Source organism: Coprococcus sp. AM11-30B (assembly GCF_027674365.1).
Classification (GTDB): domain Bacteria; phylum Bacillota; class Clostridia; order Lachnospirales; family Lachnospiraceae; genus Allocoprococcus; species Allocoprococcus comes.
Map to the genome: position 1 here is coordinate 121937 of NZ_JAQDVB010000002.1, position 19837 is coordinate 141773.

Below are 19837 nucleotides of genomic sequence, written 5' to 3' on the forward strand. Positions count from 1 at the left end.
AGAGAAAATTAAAAACCGTAAATCCGGAGATTTGCATTATTGTAAAGAGCAAATCCGGATTTACGGTTTTTGTTGTATCGAAAAAGTAGTAGAACTTTTTGATGCAGATATGCCTAGTTTTTTATGGTTGCCCGCTGGTAAGTCATATAGGCGATCACAGCAGTTGCAAATTCGGTAATTCCGAATGCGTACCAGATTCTGGAAGCCCCGAAGATCCGGCTTAAGATAAATGCGGCCGGAATAATGATAATCGTATATCTGCACAGTGAGATGAGCAGGGACGGTGTTCCCTTTCCAAGTCCTTCGAGTGCACCAGAGCTGGTGATGGACACGGAAGAAACTAAAAATCCGAGGCTGATAATCCGAAGTGCTATTCCTCCTGCCTGAATGGTTTCCGGATTAGAACTGAACAGTGCGATCAGTGAATCCGGGAAGAGCTGGCAGAAAACGGTACCAAAGAGCATGATCCCAAGACTCAGATAAAGGGTATCGGCAAACAGTCTGTGGACACGCTTTGTCTCACCGGCACCGTAGTTGTATCCGATCAGCGGACGCATTCCCTGGATGATTCCATTTGCCGGAAGATACAGGAAGGTCTGAAGCTTGTAATAGATTCCGAGCACCACCACGTAAATCTGGGAGTAGGCGGAGAGAATCCCATTTAGTGCGGTGATAAGCAGGGATGGAAGTGCCATATTCAAAGTGGCAGGGATTCCAACCGCGTAAAGCCGTCCGGCCATGGCACGGTCTACGTGGCAGATTTTATGAATCTTCACCGGAAGCGGTCTGGTAAAATAAAAGGCAAGGTACAGTACCAGTGTGACAACCTGACCAAGACCGGTTGCAAGTGCGGCTCCTTCAATTCCCATTTTCGGGAACGGTCCGATTCCGAAGATCAGAAGTGGATCCAGTACGATATTGAAAATACATCCGCTCATCATGCAGATCATGGACACGCGCATCCGTCCGACTGCCTGGAAAATTTTTTCCCAGGTAATTTCAAGAGAGATTACAATGGAAAATCCAAATGCGATCCGGGAGTAGGCATTTCCCATCTGAATAACGGTCACGTCTTTTGTAAAAATCTGTAAAAACAGCGGCATTACGGCAATTGTGACTACGGTAAGAACAATACCGTGGATGACAGAGAGAAAAAGTCCCTGTGTGGCAGCTGCATCTGCTTTTTTCTGATCCTGGGCGCCAAGGAAAAAGGAGATGGCGGCATTGATTCCGATTCCAAAGCCGACACCGACTGAGGTGATAAAATTTTGGATCGGGTAGACTAAAGACAGAGCAGTCATTGCTTCTTCACTGATCCGTGCAACGAAATAGCTGTCAACAATATTATAAAGAGAGTTGACCATCATTGAAATCACCATTGGCAGAGCCATGGAAATCAGAAGTGGCAGAATCGGTTTTTCTTTCATGTAAGTCTGGTTCATAAACATTCCTCCTGATAAATGTAAAGCATAAGGTACAAAATCTGTAAAAAAGGGCAGAAGCCCGATATATAAAAAGCCACATAACTGTCGCTGTATGCAACAAGTTATGTGGCGAAAAGTAGATATCTATTTTGATATCCAGAAAAATCCACAAAGATTTTGGTATAAAATTACACAGATAGTTATTTTAAAAATTTTCCTTCCATTTGTCAATATCTTTTTTAAAAAATAACAATTAAAATATTGACAAAAAAGTAAGCCTAAACTAACATAAGTGTATGAAATATAACATTGCTACGATATGAGTAACTAAAGGAAGGAGTAGAGGAATGTTTTTAGAGATTAAGGGGATCAAAAAGTCGTTTGGAACAGGCGACAGCCGGGTAAATGTTCTGAAAGGATTTGATTTGGAAATTGAAAGAGGAGAGTTTTGTGTGCTTCTGGGACCATCTGGTTCCGGAAAATCGACTCTTCTGAATATTATAGGCGGTATTGACGGGGCAGATGAAGGAAGTATTACGATTGATGGAGAACAGCTGGAGGATATGACAGAGAAGAAGCTGTCCCTGTACCGGAGAAAGCATCTGGGTTATATATTCCAGATGTACAATTTGATTCCAAACCTGACACTTAGAGAAAATATTGAAATTGGTGCTTATTTAAGTAATCGTCCGCTGGATGTGGATGAGCTGATGCAAACGCTGGGTATTTATGAACATCAGAACAAGCTGCCGAACCAGCTTTCCGGAGGACAGCAACAGAGAACCGCGATTGGACGTGCAATTGTCAAAAATCCGGACATCCTGCTCTGTGATGAGCCAACCGGTGCGCTGGATTATAAGACATCCAAGGAAATCCTGAAGCTGATCGAAACAGTCAATCAGAAATATGGGAATACCATTATTATGGTTACCCATAACGATGCAATCAAGGATATGGCAGACCGGGTGGTAAAACTTCGTGATGGAATGATCCGCAAAAATTACTGTAATGAGCATAAACTTTCTGCAAGTGAGCTGGAATGGTAAGGAGGACGCGTGTTATGAAGAGTCCGTTGAGAAAACGGCTTCCGAGAGAACTGAAGGGAGAAATTGGAAAATACCTGGTGGTTCTGATCCTTATGATTGCAACGATTGGGTTTGTATCCGGCTTTCTGGTTGCTGACGGAAGCATGATAAAAGCATATAATGAAGGCTTTGAGAAATACAAGATTGAAGATGGAAATTTCCGGGTAAAGAAAAAAATTACCAAAGCACAACAGGAAAACATCGAGAAAAATGGTGTGACACTGTATGAAAACTTTTATCTGGAAGAGGCACTGGATAATGGAAGTACCATGCGTATTTTCAAAAACAGGGAAGAGATCAACCTGGTGTGCCTGATGGAAGGAAAGCTTCCTGAAAAAGCAGGAGAAATGGCAATTGACCGTATGTATGCGGACAATAATAAGATTTCTGTCGGAGATACACTGAAAAGTGGTTCACAAAAGTGGAAAGTCACAGGATTTGTGGCACTGTCTGACTATAGCTGCCTGTTCCAGAACAATAATGACAGCATGTTTGATGCAATCAAATTCGGGGTATCGGTTGTAACACCGGAAGAGTTTGAATCTCTGAATCAGGATAAGATTCAGTACAGTTATTCCTGGGTGTATGACAAAGAACCGAAAAATGAAAAACAGGAAAAAAAGATGTCGGAAGATCTGATGGAAGCACTGGGGGAAGAAGTCACTCTGGAGTCTTTTGTGCCACAGTATCTGAACCAGGCAATTACATTTACCGGTGATGATATGGGGAGTGACCGTGCAATGATCACAATGCTCCTCTATATGATCATTGTGATCATTGCGTTTGTATTTGGAATCACGATCAGCAATACGATCCGTAAAGAAGCAGGCGTGATCGGAACTCTGCGGGCTTCCGGGTATACAAGAAAAGAACTGATCGGACATTACATGGCACTTCCGGTGATCGTTACGCTGATCGGTGCGGTGGTCGGAAATATTCTGGGTTATACAGCACTGAAAAATGTATGTGCGGGGATGTATTATGGAAGCTATAGTCTGCCGACCTATGTGACAGTATGGAATGCAGAGGCTTTCTGGATGACAACGGTGGTTCCGGTGCTGATCATGCTGGTAGTCAACTATGGAATCCTTCGTTACAAGCTGAGGCTTTCACCGCTGAAATTCCTGAGAAGAGATCTTTCTGGAAGCAGGCGGAAAAGAGCAGTCCGGCTAAGTCCGAAGCTTGGAATTTTCCATCGATTCCGGCTCCGTGTGATCTTCCAGAATATGAGCAATTACATTGTACTTTTTATTGGAATCATATTTGCGAATCTGCTTTTATTCTTTGGACTTTTGCTGCCGTCAGTACTTTCGCACTATCAGCAGGATATCCAGAGCAATATGCTTGCAAAATACCAGTATATGCTGGAGGTTCCGGTAAGTGCGATGAGCGGAAACAAACTGGACAGTATGCTGGAGCTTTTACAGTTCTCTTATGGAACAAAGACGGAGAATGAAGACGCGGAAGCATTCAGTGCGTATTCGCTGGAAACACTGCCGAGCAAATATAAGACAGATGAAGTGATCCTGTACGGAATCAAACCGGACAGTAAATATATCGATGCAGATCTGGAGGACAGTGAGGGTGTCTATATTTCCAGTGCCTATGCAGAGAAGTTTCTGTTGAAGCCGGGCGATTCAATCACGTTGAAAGAAAAATATGAAAAGACAAAGTATACATTCAAGGTTAAAGGAATCTACAAATACAGCGGTGGAATCTGTGTATTTATGCCACAGGAGCAGTTGAATGATACCTTTGATATGGGAAACGATTATTTCAGTGGATATTTTTCCAATTCGAAGATCAAGGATATTGATGAGAAATACATTGGCTCTGTGCTTGATCTGGAAGCACTGACAAAGATTTCGAGACAGCTGGATGTATCTATGGGAAATATGATGGGGATGGTCAATGCCTTTGCAATTGGAATTTACATGGTCGTGATCTATCTGTTATCCAAGATCATTATTGAGAAAAATGCACAGGCTATTTCCATGACGAAGATCCTGGGATATACCAATGGAGAGATCAGCAGGCTTTATATCTGGCCGACGACGATCGTGGTGGTCATCTGTCTGCTTCTCAGCCTGCCGATTGAAAAAGCAGTTATGAATGTGCTGTTCCGGGAAATGATGCTGACGAGTATTTCTGGATGGATCGCACTTTGGATCGATCCGAAGATTTATGCGGAAATGTTTCTGATCGGGATCGGAACCTATGCAGTTGTGGCAATGATAGAATATCGAAGGATTAAACATGTGCCGATGGATGGGGCACTGAAAAATGTAGAGTAAGGGAGTAAAAGAAGAGAATTAAGGTACGGATCAGGGCAGACTATGCTGCCCTGTAGATTGCCGGAACAATCTCGCGGAGGAGAGCAAGAAGCACCTGAAACTGTGCGTGATGATAAATATTTTTCCGATAGACAGCACAGATGTCCCTGGTGTCATGAAAGTGATCCGGGGTAAAGAAATGAATGTCCGGAAAGGAAGTAGTCCGTGCATAAATTTCAGGAAGAAAGGCAATCCCCATCCCTCGTCTTGCAAGAGAAAAGGCAGTATTACTGCTGGTGCAGATGCAGCGGATATTTGGATGGAAAGCAGCAGTATCGCAGATCTTCCGGCTGATCTTTCCGAGATCGTGATCTTCTGAAAGCAGAATAAAAGGAACTGCAGATAACGCAGGCAAATGAATTTGAGGAGTGGCAGAGATGCCCTCCTCTTTTGGTGATGGATCGGAAAAAGGACACAGAGAGTCAGGGATTGCCAGGATAAAACTTTCCTTTACCAGAAGCTCACTCTCAAAATTGATAGTATCCGGGCTGGAAATATCGAGAATCAGATCCAGCTTGTCTTCTTCCAGCATCTGCCGCAGGATGTAGGTCGGCTGCTCAATGATCTGGATATCACAGTTCTCATACATGGAATAAAAGCGTTCCAGAACCGGTGCCAGAAGCCGTTCACTTCGGTGGGGACTGAGACCCAGCCGGATCAGTGTCCGGGAACCGGAAACGATATCACCAAGCTTCCATTCCAACTGGGTATGAGAGTGGAGGGTAGAAACTGCCCATTCATAGAAAAGGGCGCCCGCATAGGTAAGCTTCATTTCGCCACGGTTCCGCTCAAAAAGAGGGGTTCCGTTTTCTTTTTCCAGAGCCTGAATGCTTAAGGAAAGGGAAGGCTGGGAAATATAAAGCTTCTGCGCCGCTTTGGTGATACTTTTTTCTTCGGCAATGGTGATGACATATTGCAGCTGATTCCAGTTCATAAAAAATCCTCCATAGGTTTAAACTATATTTTTAATAATAAAACATATATTTTACTAATGTCAATAGAGATGATAAAGTAAAGAAACAGGAGGAAGAAGAGATGGGTAAAGAGAGAATCAAAAATGGACTGATGCTGTTTGCATTTTTCTTTAAGATAGGATGTTTTACATTTGGAGGCGGATGGAGTATTCTGGCGCAGATGGAGCAGGAGTTTGTAGATAAACGGAAGCTGATCACAAAAGAGGAACTGCTGGATATGGTTGCGGTTGGAAAGTCAGTTCCCGGAATTATGATCACCAATATCAGTATGCTGTTTGGCTATTATGTAGGTGGCTGGTTCGGAGGTGTCTGTGCAGTGCTCGGAATGACCTGTCCGGCGGTTTTGATCCTGTCGTTTGTTACTGCATTTTATAAGGTGATGAAAAGTAATGTCTGGTGCCATGCGGCACTTCGCGGAATCCGCTGTGCGGTAGTTCCGATTATGGGAAGTGCGGCACTTTCACTGGGGAAAGAAGCGTTCCGCAGAAAATCAGCAATCCCGATCTGTGCGTTAGCACTGGTACTCTGTGTATTTACGGATATCAGTAATGTGGTGATGATCGTAGCGGGAGTGATACTGGCGCTTTCTATAAGAGCGGTGAAAAAGACAAGAGGAGGACAGACGGCATGATCTATCTCAGACTTTTTACAGCGTTTATGAAAATCGGATTTACCAGCTTTGGCGGAATGTCGATGATCCCGGTTATTATGCAGGAGATGAAGGTCAATCAGTGGATGACAGCGGAGGATCTGACTAACTTGATCGCTATCGCAGAAATGACACCGGGACCGCTTGGGATTAACTGTGCGACTTTTGCCGGGATGCAGACGGCAGGTGTTCTGGGTGGGATTGCAGCGGTTATGGGCGTGCTGATGCCAGCTTATACGCTGACGCTTGGCGTAGCGGTGTGCTTCGCAAAGTTCCGTGGCAATGATATTATGAGCTGTATGTTAAATGTGATCAAGCCGATCTGCATCGCAATGATCCTTGCGGTGATTCTGGATCTGATGCAGGAAAATTATTTTCCGGATGCGAGGATTGACTGGTTTGGGTGCGGGATCGGAGTGGTGATGTTCTATCTGATATTGAAGAAGAACTGGTCAGTACCGAAGGTGATCATTCTTGCGGCGGTGTTTGGAATAGTTGGATATGGTGTGCTTGGGATTGGATAGATTTATAGATAGAACAGGAGCGCCACTGGCGCTCAGCAACGCGCTCGGCGCGAGAATGTGCCGAGGCACAATCTTTTTTAATGCGATTTTACATAACTATAATCATGGAAAAGAAAAAATGATAGAAGAAAGAAAATTTAACCTAAACTTAACATAGATTTGATTGGGATTGCATAGACCACAGATAAAATGGAAAATGAGCTGAAAGGGAAGACATCATTGTAAGAAGTAAGTTTAAAAGATGTTAACAAACACAGGGTAAATTGAGAGAGGAATTAACATGAACGAGAAAATTCAGATCATTTTCGGACTGCTTGGCGGTCTGGCAGTTTTTATCTATGGAATGAACATGATGAGTGAATGTCTGCAAAAGGCGGCAGGCGATAAGATGAAAAGCATTCTTGCACTTCTGACGAAGAATCCGCTTCTGGGAGTGCTTGCCGGTGCGCTCACAACCGCGGTACTCCAGAGCAGCAGTGCGACGACAGTTATGGCGATCGGTTTTGTAAGTGCGGGACTGATGAACCTGCCACAGGCAATTTCCATCATTTTTGGTGCAAATATTGGTACAACCATGACAGCACAGATTATTGCGTTTAAGATCAGTGACTATATTTATGTGATTATTTTTATAGGATTTCTGATTTCATTTGTAACAAAATCAGAGAAAGTAAAAAGTATCGGCCAGACGATTTTTGCCTTTGGCCTTTTGTTCCTTGGAATTGAAACAATGGGAGATGTCATGAAACCATTGGCATCCAGTCCGGTATTCACAGACTTGATCGGACGGGTTGCACATATTCCGGTACTTGGTGTGGCAGTTGGTACATTTATGACGCTGGTTGTACAGAGCAGTAGTGCGACCATTGCGGTACTGCAGAACTTTGCTTCCCAGCCGGGGCCGGACGGGGTTACGAGTATAATAGGGCTTGCAGGAGCAATCCCGATTCTTTTAGGTGATAATATCGGTACAACGATCACAGCACTCCTTGCCAGTATCGGACAGTCAAAAGATGCAAAGAGAACCGCTGTGGCGCATTGTATTTTTAATATTTCCGGCTGCTTTTTGTTTATCTGGTTCGTAAAACCATTTGCGGCACTGATCCAGAACATTTCGCCGAAAGGTCCGGAGATTGAAGCAATTTCCAGACAGATTGCAAATGCACATACTGTATTTAACATCACAATGACACTGATCTGGGTATGCCTGATTAAACTGATGGTGAAGATTGTCATGACACTGATCCCGGATGGCAAAAAAGGTGTTGAAGATCCAGGCAGCCCGATTTATCTGGATGAAAATATCATCAGTCAGCCGGCAGCAGCGCTGCAGCTTGTAGCAAAAGAGATTTTCCGTATGAGTGACCAGGTAAGAGATATTCTGAAGAAAACGATTGAGCTTGTGAAAAATGAAGAAGTGAAATCCATTGACGGTCTGAAAGAAAACGGAGAACAGGTTGAACGCCTTGGAAAATGTATTACCGAATATCTTGCAGCTTTGTTTTCTTCCGGTTCATTGACTGAGCAGCAGGCAGCGCAGACGGCGAGCCTCATGTGTGTGCTCAGCGATGTGGAACGTATGGGAACCTTAAGTGTGGAAATGGCAGAATGTATGCTGGAAAGATCAGACAGGAAGTATAAATATACACCGGAAGCGATGGATGAGCTGCAGAAGAGTCTGAAGGTTCTGAATAAGATGTTCTGTGATTCTCTGAAGGCACTGCAGGGAGATGATGGTATTGAACCAGGCAAGATGATGAAGCGAAAGGATAAGCTTCTGGATCTGGATATCAAGATGCGGAAAGCGCATATTGAGCGTGTCAATAAAGGAAAATGTAAGGCGAGTCTTACTGCTCCGTTTACCAATATCCTGCATCTGATCGACCGTATGGGAAACAGTTGTATCAATCTTGCGGATGTGGCGGAAAGCGGAACAAGTATGAAATACTTTATGCTGGAAGAAAAATAAGAAGATGGAAAAATCCACGGACTTTAGAAGATTCAAAGTCCGTGGATTTTTTTAATCATGATATACGATTTTTCCACTACAGATCGTATACTTCACTTTGCCATACATAGGCGTTCCAGTAAATGGTGAGTTGGATGAAAGGGATGCATACTCGGTTGGAGTCCAACATTCGTTTTCATCGAAGATCACAAGGTCAGCTGCCTTTCCTTCGGCGAGCTGTCCGTATGGAAGGTGGTAAAGCTTTGCCGGATTGATGGTCATCTTTTCCAGAAGCTGAATAAGAGATAAATGTCCCGGTCTTACAAGGCTTGTGATGCCAAGGGCAAGGGAAGTCTCCAGACCGATGATTCCGCTTGGAGCTTCGGTGATTGGTTTTGCTTTTTCTTCTTTGCTGTGCGGTGCATGGTCGGTGGCAATCAAGTCGATGGTTCCATCTGCAAGTCCCTGAATAATCGCCTGACGGTCCTTTTCGGTACGGAGCGGCGGATTCATTTTCGCAAGTGTTCCATGCTCAAGGACTGCGTCTTCCGTCAGTGTAAAATGATGCGGTGTGGCTTCGGCGTGAAGTTTTGCACCCATTTTCTTATAAGTACGAACCAGATCGACAGAGATACCGGAGCTGATATGCTGGATCACAACATCGGCGCCGGATTTCAGTGCCAGCATGCAGTCTCTTGCAACCAGAGATTCTTCTGCAATGGAAGGAGAACCGTAGATGCCAAGCGCATCGGATACCTTTCCGTGGCTGATTCCGTTGTTGCGGATGAAAGAAGGATCTTCTTCGTGAAGGCTGATCGGTACGTTAAGCTTTGCCGCCTTTTCCATTGCGTGGAAGCAGAATTCTGCGTTTAGAAGCGGGATCCCGTCATCGGTAAATCCACATGCGCCTGCTTCTTTTAAGGCGTCCATATCGGTTTCTTCCTGCCCTTTCAGGTTGCAGGAAATCGAAGCAGCCTGGAAGATACGGATCTTTTCTTTGGAAGCACGCGAAAGGTTGTCTTTGAGAACCGGAACAGAGTCCACAGTCGGGGAAGTATTTGCCATGCAGATCACGGAAGTAAAACCGCCTTTTGCAGAGGCAAGTGCGCCGGTGTGGATGGTTTCTTTATAAGTAAATCCCGGATCACGGAAATGAACGTGGGTGTCAATCAGTCCCGGTGCAACCACAAGTCCGGCTGCGTCAAGGACTTCCTCTCCTTCTTTTGTAATCAGGGATGCCATTTCTTTGATGATGCCATCTTCAATCAGAAGATCCATTTTTTCGGAAAGTCCGGAAGCAGGATCGATGACAAGTCCGTTTTTGATAATCATAGTAGTTAAGCCTCCTTGCAGGATATTAGTCTGCTTCTAGTATACGGGATGGGAAAAAGGTTTGTCAATGCGACAGGAGAAGTTGAGAAAATAAGATTGGCTACAGAATCCAAAAGAGATTTCAGTTTTGATGTATCCGATCTGGTATGTATCAAAATTGAAATCTTTTTTCTTTTATGCATGTCTCATATTCTTTTCAAGAGCAACTCTCTTCTTCCCAGTTGCACGGTAGAATTCCACGTGTTTTCCAAGAAAACTCTGGATGGCGGAAACGGTTTTTCCAGTCAGGAATGCACAGAAGACAGTGCCGATTCCGATGCCGTAGAATCCGTGGAGGATTGCAAGGGAAAGAACCACAGTAGTCGTCAGACAGGTGAGATCGAAGGTTGTCTTAACGATTTTATAGTTCTTTTTTACAATACCGGACAGATCGCGAGGGAAGATATCTGTCGGGATGATTGGAAGCATACAGTTGTTGGCAAGGCAGATACCGAAGCACACCAGTAAGAATCCTGCCAGGAAATAAATCGTGTGAAGAGGCAGGGAGTTCGGCAGAGCCTGGATCCATGCGTTGTGTACGTCGATCATTTTTCCAAATCCGATCCCGACTACGAAAGAGAAAAGGTAGCCGGGGCAGAATGAACGCTTGAGGATCATTAGTGTAATGACAAGCAGTGTCTGGAAAATATAATTCCATGTTCCGAAACTGAACACCGGGAAGGCGATGTTAAATACAAGCGGCACTGAGGAGATCGTTGAGATCCCGAATCCGCTTTTTGACATCAGATCCACGCCGAGTGAATTGATCAGCAGGACAATGAGCAGAGCGACTTCTCCGGCCAGATGAAATTTTTTCTTATTCATAGGTACAAATCCTTCTTTCCTGATAGATAATAATTTACAAAAATTTTATATTTAAGCTGTTTCTCATTATAATGAAGAAAACTGATAAAAACAAATGATTATTTTGAATGAACTGATTCTAAAATAGAATGAAATATGCTAAGATAATAGCGAGTAAAGAGTTGATTTTGAAAAATAAGATGACTGCGGAAGATAAAAGAGGGAATATATGAATATCGAATATTTAAAATATTTTTCAGAGCTGGCAAAAATCCAGCATTACGGAAAGGCGGCAAAGGCACTGAATATTTCACAGCCGGGACTCAGTCATGCGATCAAGTCGCTGGAAGAAGAGTACGGAGTTCCGCTGTTTCAAAAAGAAGGGCGAAATGTGAGCCTGAGTCATTACGGCAAAGAGCTGATGAAGGATGTGGATGAAATTCTGGGAGCGTATCTTCGTCTGGAAGAGCGGGCGGTAGGACTTCGGACGGAAGAGAAAACGGTGCGGATCGGCAGTGTGTATCCTCTGGCACCGGGGACGATTCCACATATGCTGAAAGAGTTTGGGGCGACATTTCCATTTATCATCTACAATCGGATGACACCGGAGATTGCAGAAGGACTTTTGGATGGAAAATATGATATCGGCTTTTGCTCGGATCTTTTGAAATCGGATGAGATCGAATATTATCCGATTCGGGATTCATATATCGCAGTAGTGGTTCCGAAGGGACATCCGCTTGAAAATAGAGAACGGATCAGTCTGAAAGAGACAGCTGGATACCCACAGATCATGTTTTCCAAGACCAGCGGTTTCCGTACTCTGCAGGAGCAGATTTTGCAGAAGAAGGAATTAAGGTAAAGCCGGTATGTGCTGCGGAAGAGATTGAAGTTATCACAGGACTTGTGGAGAATGGGTTCGGGATTTCCGTATTGCCGTATATGGATATCGTGCGGCTGCACAATGTGGTGACGATTCCGGTGAAGACTTCAGGGTGGAATTCCAAATTCTACATTGCGAGAAGAAAGTATGGAATCCGCTCAGAGCAGGAGGAGGCATTTTTCCGGTACTGGAAGAAGACACAATAACCTGATGGATTATGATGCGGTAAAGACAGTGGGAAATTTGCTGTGGATGATAACAAATGACAGAAGATTCTTCATTAAAATTCGTTAAGAAACCTTGCACTTTCTGATAGAAGAAGTCTATAATCTGTTTTATGAAATATCGTTGCGAAAATCAAATGGGAGGTTACACAGGATGATAGAACAGATTGTAGAGTATAATAAGAAATTCGTGGAAAATAAAGGTTATGAGCCGTACCTGACCAGCAAGTACCCGAACAAGAAGCTTGCCGTGCTGACCTGTATGGATACCCGTCTGACAGAGCTTCTTCCGGCAGCGCTGGGACTGAAAAACGGAGATGCGAAGATTATCAAGAATGCAGGTGGAGTCATTACACATCCATACGGAAGTGTGGTCAGAAGCCTTCTGGTTGCTATCCTGGAGCTTGGTGTGGAGCAGGTTATGGTCATCGGACATACTGACTGCGGTGTACAGGGAATGGATGGAAGTGAGCTGTTAGAAGAACTGGTAGAGCGTGGAATTGACAAGCAGCACATCGATATCGTGAGACACAGTGGAATTGATCTGGAAAAATGGCTGGGTGGATTTGAATCTGTAGAGAAGTCAGTAGAAGAGACTGTGCATACACTGAAGACCCATCCGCTGATGCCGAAGGATATTGAAATCAAGGGATTTATTATGGATTCTGAGACCGGGGCACTTACGGAAGTGTAAGGAAAAGAAATAAAGAAAAAGAAAGATCCTCATAGCAAGGTGGTGCTGTGAGGAGTTTTATGGAGGAAGAGTAAGTCTTGCGCTTTTGAAATAAAGAAGCCTATAATTTGTTTAGTGAGATCACAGGAGAATAAAAATGGATGATTTAAAATCATTTACCTATGTTTTAGCGGTTGCAGAGTGCAAAAGCATTTCAAAAGCTGCCGAACTTTTATATATTTCACAACCATCACTCAGCAGATTTATATCCAGTCTGGAACAGGAACTGGGAATTTTACTTTTCGAGAGGAAATCGAATGGAATCAGTCTGACTGAGGCTGGAGAAATCTATGTTGAGTATGGAAAAGAAATCAAACGTTTGAACAGCACAATGGAACATAAACTAAAGGAGCTTCAACTATCCGAAGAACAGGAAATACATGTATGTATGTCTCTAAGTGCCAGTCTTTTGTTAGCAATGGAAGTTCAGGATAAGATCAGTAAAAAATATACCGGTTGTAAGGCAACATTTTCAAATGTCATGGCAAAGGAAATTATAACAGGTTTAAAAAACAGGACATACGATCTTGCACTTGGACCTGATATAAGTGAAAAAGATTCGTCAATCGTATTTGATCTTATTGTAGAAGATTATATGTTGCTTGCAGTTCCCAAAAAGTATAAGATGCTTCAGAAAGCAGAAAAAAGAGAAGGCGAAAAATATCTATGGATGGATATTTCAAGAATGCCGGACGAGTTTATCATACAGGATGAATCCTGTCATGTCAGACAGGAGATTGATCAGATATTTGAAGAACAGGGCAAAGAATTAAAACCAAAAATGATCGTAAACAGTTCGATGCTTGCGATGCAGACACTTGAGCGGGGAATGGGATGCTGTTTTATTTCAGAAGTGTTTCTTCCGTATTTAACGAATACAGAAAATATTGATCTTTTTTGTATTGGGAAAAACAAGATTAAAAAAACAAAAACAGGAATTATGTATTTGAAAAATAAAATTCTTTCCAGACAGGAAAAGTATTGTATAGCTGTTTTGAAAGAAAAAATCAAAGAGGGAGAAATGTAGGGGCATAGCATGAAGCTATGCCCCTATTTTTCTTTGGCATTGGTGAAAAGAGTACCGGATGATTATAATAAGGTTAACGTGATGAACCGGTAAACATCATACAAGAGAAGAATGAGAGTTTTGGGAAAAGCGCATTCCGAAAAGCTTATTGTATACGGAGGAAAAGAAAGATGAGTATGGCTACAATAGGAGCGATTCTGACATTAATAGTTTTCGTTGCAGTTCTTGCAACGCCAAAATTACCAAACTGGTTTTGTTTTTTGATCATGGCACCGATCGTTGTATTTACAGGAACAATGGATGCAGACGGAGTATATGCCGTGTTAAGCAGTTCAAGTTTTCATCTGATGGCAATTATATGTATGTTTTCAGGAATGATTGCTGCAACAGGGCTTGATATCGTAATGGGAAATGCTTTAGATAAATTAACCGGTAATGTAAGTGGAAAGAAAAAAGAAATGTTAATTTTTGCAATTCTTTATCTTGCATCAGGACTGGTATCATTTGTTCTGCAGAACAGTTATGTTGCAATGGCATTTTTACCGGTGATTTTCAGTATAGCTAAGAAAAATAAGATCAGTCATTCAAAAATGATTTTGTTTGTAATTTATGCAAGTACTTTAGGTGGTGCTTGTACCCTGATTGGAACACCGACAAATATTTATGCAAATACAGCGCTTGAAGAAGCTGGACTTAAGCTTTTTGGCATGTTTGATTTTGCCTGGGTAGGTATTCCGATTTTTATCCTGGGTGGAATCTATATGATCGTGATGAACCGCTGGTGCCCGTCTTATGAGGAAACAGTGCCAAGCAATTCAGAGATAGAGGCAGCTACAGAAATTACACCTGAGATGAAAAAGAAACAGATGGTTGTAGGAATCAGTTTCCTGTTATTTGTACTTGCTCTGATTCTGGATTCGCTTACAGATATTACAGTGAACCCGAATTTTATCGGATATGCACTGATCGCGGTTTCGGTTCTTACAACTGTTGTAAAACCAAAAGAAGTAATCACTTCATTCGGTGTTGATATGGTACTTTTCTGTGCAGGTATCAATTTGATCATTGCAGTTATGAAGAACAGTGGACTTGGGGAAGTGTTTGGAGCTGTTGTGCTGAGTATTCTTGGAGATACGAAAAATCTGTATCTGATCACAGCAGTATTGTTCCTTGGATCGGCAATTGCAACACAGTTTATGAACAATATGGCAACCGCAGGAGTACTTGCCCCGATTGGGATCTCTATTGCAGAATCAATGGGAGCAAACCCACAGGCAATTGTTCTTGCAATTGCAATCGGAGCAGGATGCTCTTTCCTGACACCGATCGCATCAGGAACAAATCAGACATTAATGATCTTTACAAACTTAAAATTTACTGACTTTGCAAAATTTGGATGGCCATTGGTTATTATCAGTTTTATATGCTGTGTAGGAATTCTTCCATTGGTATTCCCGTTCTTTTAAAAGACAGAAAAGAGTTATGTATAACAAAGGGGGCAAAATTTTGTCCCCCGTTTCCAGTTTAAAATAAAGTTAGATGAGGTGGCAGCATGAACAAAGAATTAACCTATTCAACTCCGGAAGAGGAAGGCGTATCATCAGAATATATTATTAATTTTCTGAACGAGATGGAAAAAAGAGAAGCAGAGATCCATGGAATCATGATCTTGAGAAACAATAAAGTTATATTTGAAGCATATAATGAACCGTATCGGAAGGAAATCCCACATATTGTCCATTCTTTTACAAAATGTTTTACAAATACAGCGGCGGGAATTGCATATACAAAAGGACTCATAAAGCTGGAGGATAAGGTACTTGATTATTTTCCGGAATATCGTGAGGCAGCAAATGAGTATCTTCAGAAGCTTACGATACGGAATTTACTTACGATGCGCAGTGGACAGGAAAGAAGTATAGGTGGAAATGAATGGAGACCATTAAAAACCAGCTGGCTGGATGCATATTTTAAAGTACCGTTTGTAAAAGAGCCGGGAAGTGAATTTATGTATTCAAGTGGGAATTCTTATATTACGTCAGCGATCGTACAGCGTATTACAGGAAAAACATGCCATCAATTGATCGAAGAAGAACTGGCACCGTACATTGGTCTGGAGAAGTTTAGCTGGGGAGAAAGTCCGGAAGGAATCTGTTCAGGTGGAAATGGTGTGAGCATTACGGTAGAAGGAATGGCCAGACTTGGGTTACTTTATCTGAATCAAGGAAAATGGGGAGAAAAACAATTATTAAGTGCTGATTGGGTGAATCTTGCACTCGGTAAAAAAGATCCACAACCAAGGAAAGCAGGAGAAAAAGATTATAATTTTCACTGGACACATACGGGTGATATCTGGTGTGCAGATGGAATGTTTGGGCAGACCTGTGCGATTGTTCCGGAACAAAATATGGTAATTGCTATTACTGCGGCAGACAGTAATTACCTGGAGACGGAACTGATTCAAAAAGAGATTTTGGATCCGATGAAAGAAGAAAGAAATTTCGCTGAAAAGATGTGGAATGTATTAAAAAATAAAGGTCTCAGGATGTCTCTGGAAAATAAAAACAGATCTGTCAGTAACAAAATGGTTTCAGGAAATCGGAAAATAGAAATGGAACCTTTTGAGAATGAAGATAGAATAGAAAAAACAGGTCTGGAATTTTTAGAAGATAAAGTAATATTCTGGATGAAAGATAACAGAGGAACACATTTTGTAGAAGCAGGACTGGACTGTTGGATTCATGGGGAAACCTCTATGACAGGTGGATATCTGCACCATCAGTATGAGATGGATGAAATGAAAATTGCTGCATGTGCTTACTGGAAATCAGAAAATGTGTTGATGATGGAATGGCGCTATCCGGAGATGGCTTTTTTTGATCATGTGTCTTTTGAATGGAAAGAAGACAGGGTATATATGAAACGCTGGGTGAATATGAATTCACAGGCACTGGAAAGACCAGTTGTAACAGCAAAAATATGCGAATCTTAACAATTATTAAGAAAACCATAGGTGTTCCTGTAAGGTAAGAGCCCTATGATAAACACAACGAAGCAAATACTAATGCAAATGGATGTTAAGGAGGAAGCACGAATGGAAATCAAGAAACCTGCAATTGCAGGAACATTAGAATCCAGTGACTGCCAGGTAACAGTAGAAGCCGGAGAAGGAAAAGTTGATTTTTCACTGGAAAGCGCAGTGATCAATCAGTATGGAAACCAGATTAAGAAAGTAGCTTATGAAACACTGGAAAATCTGGGAATCGATAATGTAAAGCTTACAATCGTAGATAAAGGAGCTCTTGACTGTACGATCAAAGCAAGAATCGAAGCAGCTGTTTACCGTTCGGTAGGACAGATCGAAGATTTACCGTGGGGAGGTGCGATCAGATAATGAATCCGAATAAAAAAAGACTTAGAAGAACTATGATGTTTTTAAATGCACAGAAACCGGGACTGATCAAAGATCCTTACATTTACAAACCGGATTCCATCATGCTTGATTTGGAAGATGCGGTTGCAGAAAACCAGAAAGATGCAGCCAGATTTTCTCTTTATCATGCACTTAAGACGATTAATTATAGAGGATGTGAACGTGTTGTCAGAATTAACGGACTGGATACTCCTTACTGGAAAGAAGATATCCGCTGCGCAGTAGCAGGCGGCTGTGATGCGATCCGTATTCCAAAGACAGAATCCGCACAGGATGTAAAAGTCGTAGAAGCTGAAGTTATCCAGGCTGAAAAGGATTTCGGACGTGAAGAAGGAAGTGTTCTGATCATGGCAGCGATCGAGTCTGCACGTGGTGTCATGCGCGCACTTGACATTTGCGAATCTTCCGAAAGACTTTTCGGTATTGCCCTTTCTGGTGGAGATTACACCAAAGACCTTCAGACACACATCACCGGAACCGGAATCGAGCTTATGGGAGCAAGACAGAACATGGTGATCGCAGCAAGAGCAGCTGGTGTACAGTGCTTTGATACCGTATACACAGATCTGGATGATATGGATGGTTTCCGTCAGGATGTTGAGAATATCCACCTGATGGGATTCGATGGAAAATCCATCATCAACCCAAGACAGATCAACATTGTACATGAGATCTTTACACCAAAACAGAAAGATATCATTTTCGCAGAAAAAGTTGTCCGTGAAATTGATACAAAGAAAGCACAGGGAATCGGTGTATTTACAGTAGATGGTAAGATGATCGATATCGCTTTCTATGACGGAGCAAAGAGAACAATCGAGCTTGCAAAAGCTTCAGGTGTGTATAAGGGGGATTTATAAGATGATTAACGCAGTAGGTAGAGATATCCCGGAAGAGATTTTAAAAGCAACTGGTAAAGAAGTATTTCAGGGTGTACATCATTTTGACGGACATGTCTATAAAAAACACGGACCGGAAGTCGAATGTGTGATCAATTCCAACGGAAGCAAGATGGTAGACAGCATCCATGATGTCCTTGTAAAATGTGGAATCAAAGACGGTATGACAGTCAGCTTCCATCACCATTTTCGTGAAGGGGATTACGTTGTAAATATGGTAATGAAAGAGATCCATGATATGGGGATCAAGGACATTACTATCTGTGCAAGCTCTCTTGGAAAAGCACATGATCCTCTGGTAGAGTATATTGAAGATGGAACCATTACAAATATCCAGTCATCCGGTGTGCGTGGAAAGATCGGAGAAGCTATTTCCAATGGTAAATTAAAAGGTCTTGCGATCATGCGTTCCCACGGCGGACGTGTACGTGCCCTGGTAACAGGTGAGACACAGATCGATATCGCATTTATCGGAACTCCTACTTGTGATGAGTACGGTAACTGCCGTGGTATCGGTGGAAAATCTGACTGTGGTGTACTTTCCTACGCAATGTCAGATGCTTTCCATGCAAACAAAGTCGTAGCAATCACAGACTGCATGGTTCCGTTCCCGAACTTTCCGGCACATATTTCAATGACAAAGGTAGACTATGTTGTAGAAGTAGACCAGATCGGTGATCCGAAGAAGATCGCAACAGGTGCAGCAAAACCGACCACAGATATGAGAAAGCTGATGATGGCTGATTACTGTACACAGTTCGTTGTAAATACACCGTATTTCAAAGATGGATTCTCTTATCAGACAGGTGTCGGCGGAGCTTCTATCGCATCTACTATTTCACTTGCAAAGGTAATGAAAGAAAGAAATATCCGCATGCGTTTTGGTGTGGGTGGTCTTACAAAGCCGATGTGTGACCTTCTGATCAACGGTCAGGTAGATGCACTTCTGGATACACAGGACTTTGACCTTGCAGCCGTAGAATCTGTAAAAGATCTGCATCATTTCCGGATCAGTGCAGGTGAGTATGCGAACCCGTTCAACAAGGGGGCAGTTGTCAATAAATTGGATTTCGTAATTCTTGCAGCTTTGGAAGTTGACGTACACTTCAACTGTAATGTTGTTGTAGATTCTAATGGTATGATCACAGGAGCGCAGGGTGGACATCCGGATACAGCAGCCGGAGCAAAATGTGCCATCGTTATCGCACCGCTTCTTCAGGGAAGAACACCGGCAATCTGTACAGACGTAACAACCGTCACAACACCGGGAGAAAGTGTAGACGTTGTCATCACAGATTATGGTATTGCAATCAATCCGAAGAGACAGGATCTGATCGAAGCAATGAAAGATGTAGACCTTCCGTTTAAGACCATCGAAGAATTACGTGATATCGCTTACTCTATCGCGGGGGAACCACAGAAGGTACAGTTTGGAGATCGTGTTGTCGGTGTCATTGAAAGCCGTGATGGCACCATCATGGATGTTGTCCGTCAGATCAAGCCGTTTGAATTTGATGATTAAATTC

16 protein-coding genes and 1 pseudogene are annotated in these 19837 nt (G+C 42.6%); 13 read left to right on the forward strand and 4 right to left on the reverse strand.

Translation table 11 applies throughout. The annotated features are described in order from the left end of the window. Window positions 1-113: 113 nt before the first annotated feature. A complete protein-coding gene (locus PGU50_RS01540) occupies window positions 114-1442 on the reverse strand; it encodes an MATE family efflux transporter (RefSeq protein WP_270246024.1) in 1329 nt (442 codons plus the stop codon). 329 nt (window positions 1443-1771) lie between these two features. Here PGU50_RS01540 and PGU50_RS01545 point away from each other — a divergent pair, with 329 nt between their 5' ends. Beyond that, a complete protein-coding gene (locus PGU50_RS01545) occupies window positions 1772-2470 on the forward strand; it encodes an ABC transporter ATP-binding protein (protein ID WP_117822769.1) in 699 nt (232 codons plus the stop codon). A 14-nt stretch (window positions 2471-2484) separates the two neighbouring features. Further along, window positions 2485-4803, forward strand: coding sequence for an ABC transporter permease (locus PGU50_RS01550; RefSeq protein ID WP_270246025.1), 2319 nt, complete (start codon window positions 2485-2487; stop codon window positions 4801-4803). 40 nt (window positions 4804-4843) lie between these two features. Here the strand turns inward: PGU50_RS01550 and PGU50_RS01555 are convergent, their stop codons facing one another. Then, window positions 4844-5776 carry a LysR family transcriptional regulator gene (locus PGU50_RS01555; protein ID WP_270246026.1) on the reverse strand — a complete coding sequence of 311 codons (933 nt, stop codon included), beginning with the start codon at window positions 5774-5776 and terminating at the stop codon, window positions 4844-4846. A 101-nt stretch (window positions 5777-5877) separates the two neighbouring features. On the opposite strand from PGU50_RS01555, the gene PGU50_RS01560 reads away from it, so the two are divergent. The 3 genes from PGU50_RS01560 (at window position 5878) to PGU50_RS01570 (ending at window position 8958) form a co-directional block, all read left to right on the forward strand. Continuing rightward, a complete protein-coding gene (locus PGU50_RS01560; protein ID WP_270246027.1) occupies window positions 5878-6447 on the forward strand; it encodes a chromate transporter in 570 nt (189 codons plus the stop codon). Then, window positions 6444-6989: a chromate transporter gene (locus PGU50_RS01565; protein ID WP_195368209.1), complete on the forward strand. Its 546-nt coding sequence runs from the start codon at window positions 6444-6446 to the stop codon at window positions 6987-6989. The genes PGU50_RS01560 and PGU50_RS01565 overlap by 4 nt, the downstream gene beginning before the upstream one ends. Window positions 6990-7269: 280 nt before the next feature. Further along, the gene (locus tag PGU50_RS01570) at window positions 7270-8958 is read left to right on the forward strand and encodes a Na/Pi cotransporter family protein (protein WP_270246028.1); all 1689 of its coding nucleotides are present in this window, start codon (window positions 7270-7272) and stop codon (window positions 8956-8958) included. Between the two features lie 51 nt (window positions 8959-9009). Here the strand turns inward: PGU50_RS01570 and PGU50_RS01575 are convergent, their stop codons facing one another. Further along, window positions 9010-10269: a dihydroorotase gene (locus PGU50_RS01575; protein ID WP_270246029.1), complete on the reverse strand. Its 1260-nt coding sequence runs from the start codon at window positions 10267-10269 to the stop codon at window positions 9010-9012. Window positions 10270-10443: 174 nt separating this feature from the next. After that, a complete protein-coding gene (locus tag PGU50_RS01580; protein WP_008371998.1) occupies window positions 10444-11133 on the reverse strand; it encodes a DUF6198 family protein in 690 nt (229 codons plus the stop codon). Between the two features lie 208 nt (window positions 11134-11341). Between PGU50_RS01580 and PGU50_RS01585 the strand changes: the two are divergent. The 8 genes and pseudogenes from PGU50_RS01585 to citF all read left to right on the forward strand — a co-directional run bounded on the left by PGU50_RS01585 (window position 11342) and on the right by citF (window position 19833). After that, window positions 11342-12201, forward strand: a pseudogene (locus PGU50_RS01585) (LysR family transcriptional regulator). 172 nt (window positions 12202-12373) lie between these two features. Beyond that, window positions 12374-12913: a beta-class carbonic anhydrase gene (locus PGU50_RS01590; RefSeq protein WP_270246030.1), complete on the forward strand. Its 540-nt coding sequence runs from the start codon at window positions 12374-12376 to the stop codon at window positions 12911-12913. A gap of 136 nt (window positions 12914-13049) precedes the next feature. Continuing rightward, complete coding sequence (locus PGU50_RS01595) at window positions 13050-13979, forward strand: LysR family transcriptional regulator (protein ID WP_173686736.1); 930 nt, start codon at window positions 13050-13052, stop codon at window positions 13977-13979. A gap of 170 nt (window positions 13980-14149) precedes the next feature. After that, window positions 14150-15445 (forward strand): SLC13 family permease, encoded by a 1296-nt coding sequence (locus tag PGU50_RS01600; protein WP_175305703.1) that lies wholly within the window; start codon window positions 14150-14152, stop codon window positions 15443-15445. A gap of 86 nt (window positions 15446-15531) precedes the next feature. After that, the gene (locus PGU50_RS01605) at window positions 15532-16971 is read left to right on the forward strand and encodes a serine hydrolase domain-containing protein (RefSeq protein ID WP_270246031.1); all 1440 of its coding nucleotides are present in this window, start codon (window positions 15532-15534) and stop codon (window positions 16969-16971) included. A 102-nt stretch (window positions 16972-17073) separates the two neighbouring features. Next, a complete protein-coding gene (gene citD, locus PGU50_RS01610) occupies window positions 17074-17373 on the forward strand; it encodes a citrate lyase acyl carrier protein (protein ID WP_044998939.1) in 300 nt (99 codons plus the stop codon). Next, window positions 17373-18272, forward strand: coding sequence for an aldolase/citrate lyase family protein (locus PGU50_RS01615; RefSeq protein ID WP_173686733.1), 900 nt, complete (start codon window positions 17373-17375; stop codon window positions 18270-18272). Before citD ends, PGU50_RS01615 begins: the two co-directional genes overlap by 1 nt. Before the next feature lies 1 nt (window position 18273). After that, the gene (citF, locus tag PGU50_RS01620; protein ID WP_008371975.1) at window positions 18274-19833 is read left to right on the forward strand and encodes a citrate lyase subunit alpha; all 1560 of its coding nucleotides are present in this window, start codon (window positions 18274-18276) and stop codon (window positions 19831-19833) included. Window positions 19834-19837 lie beyond the last annotated feature (4 nt).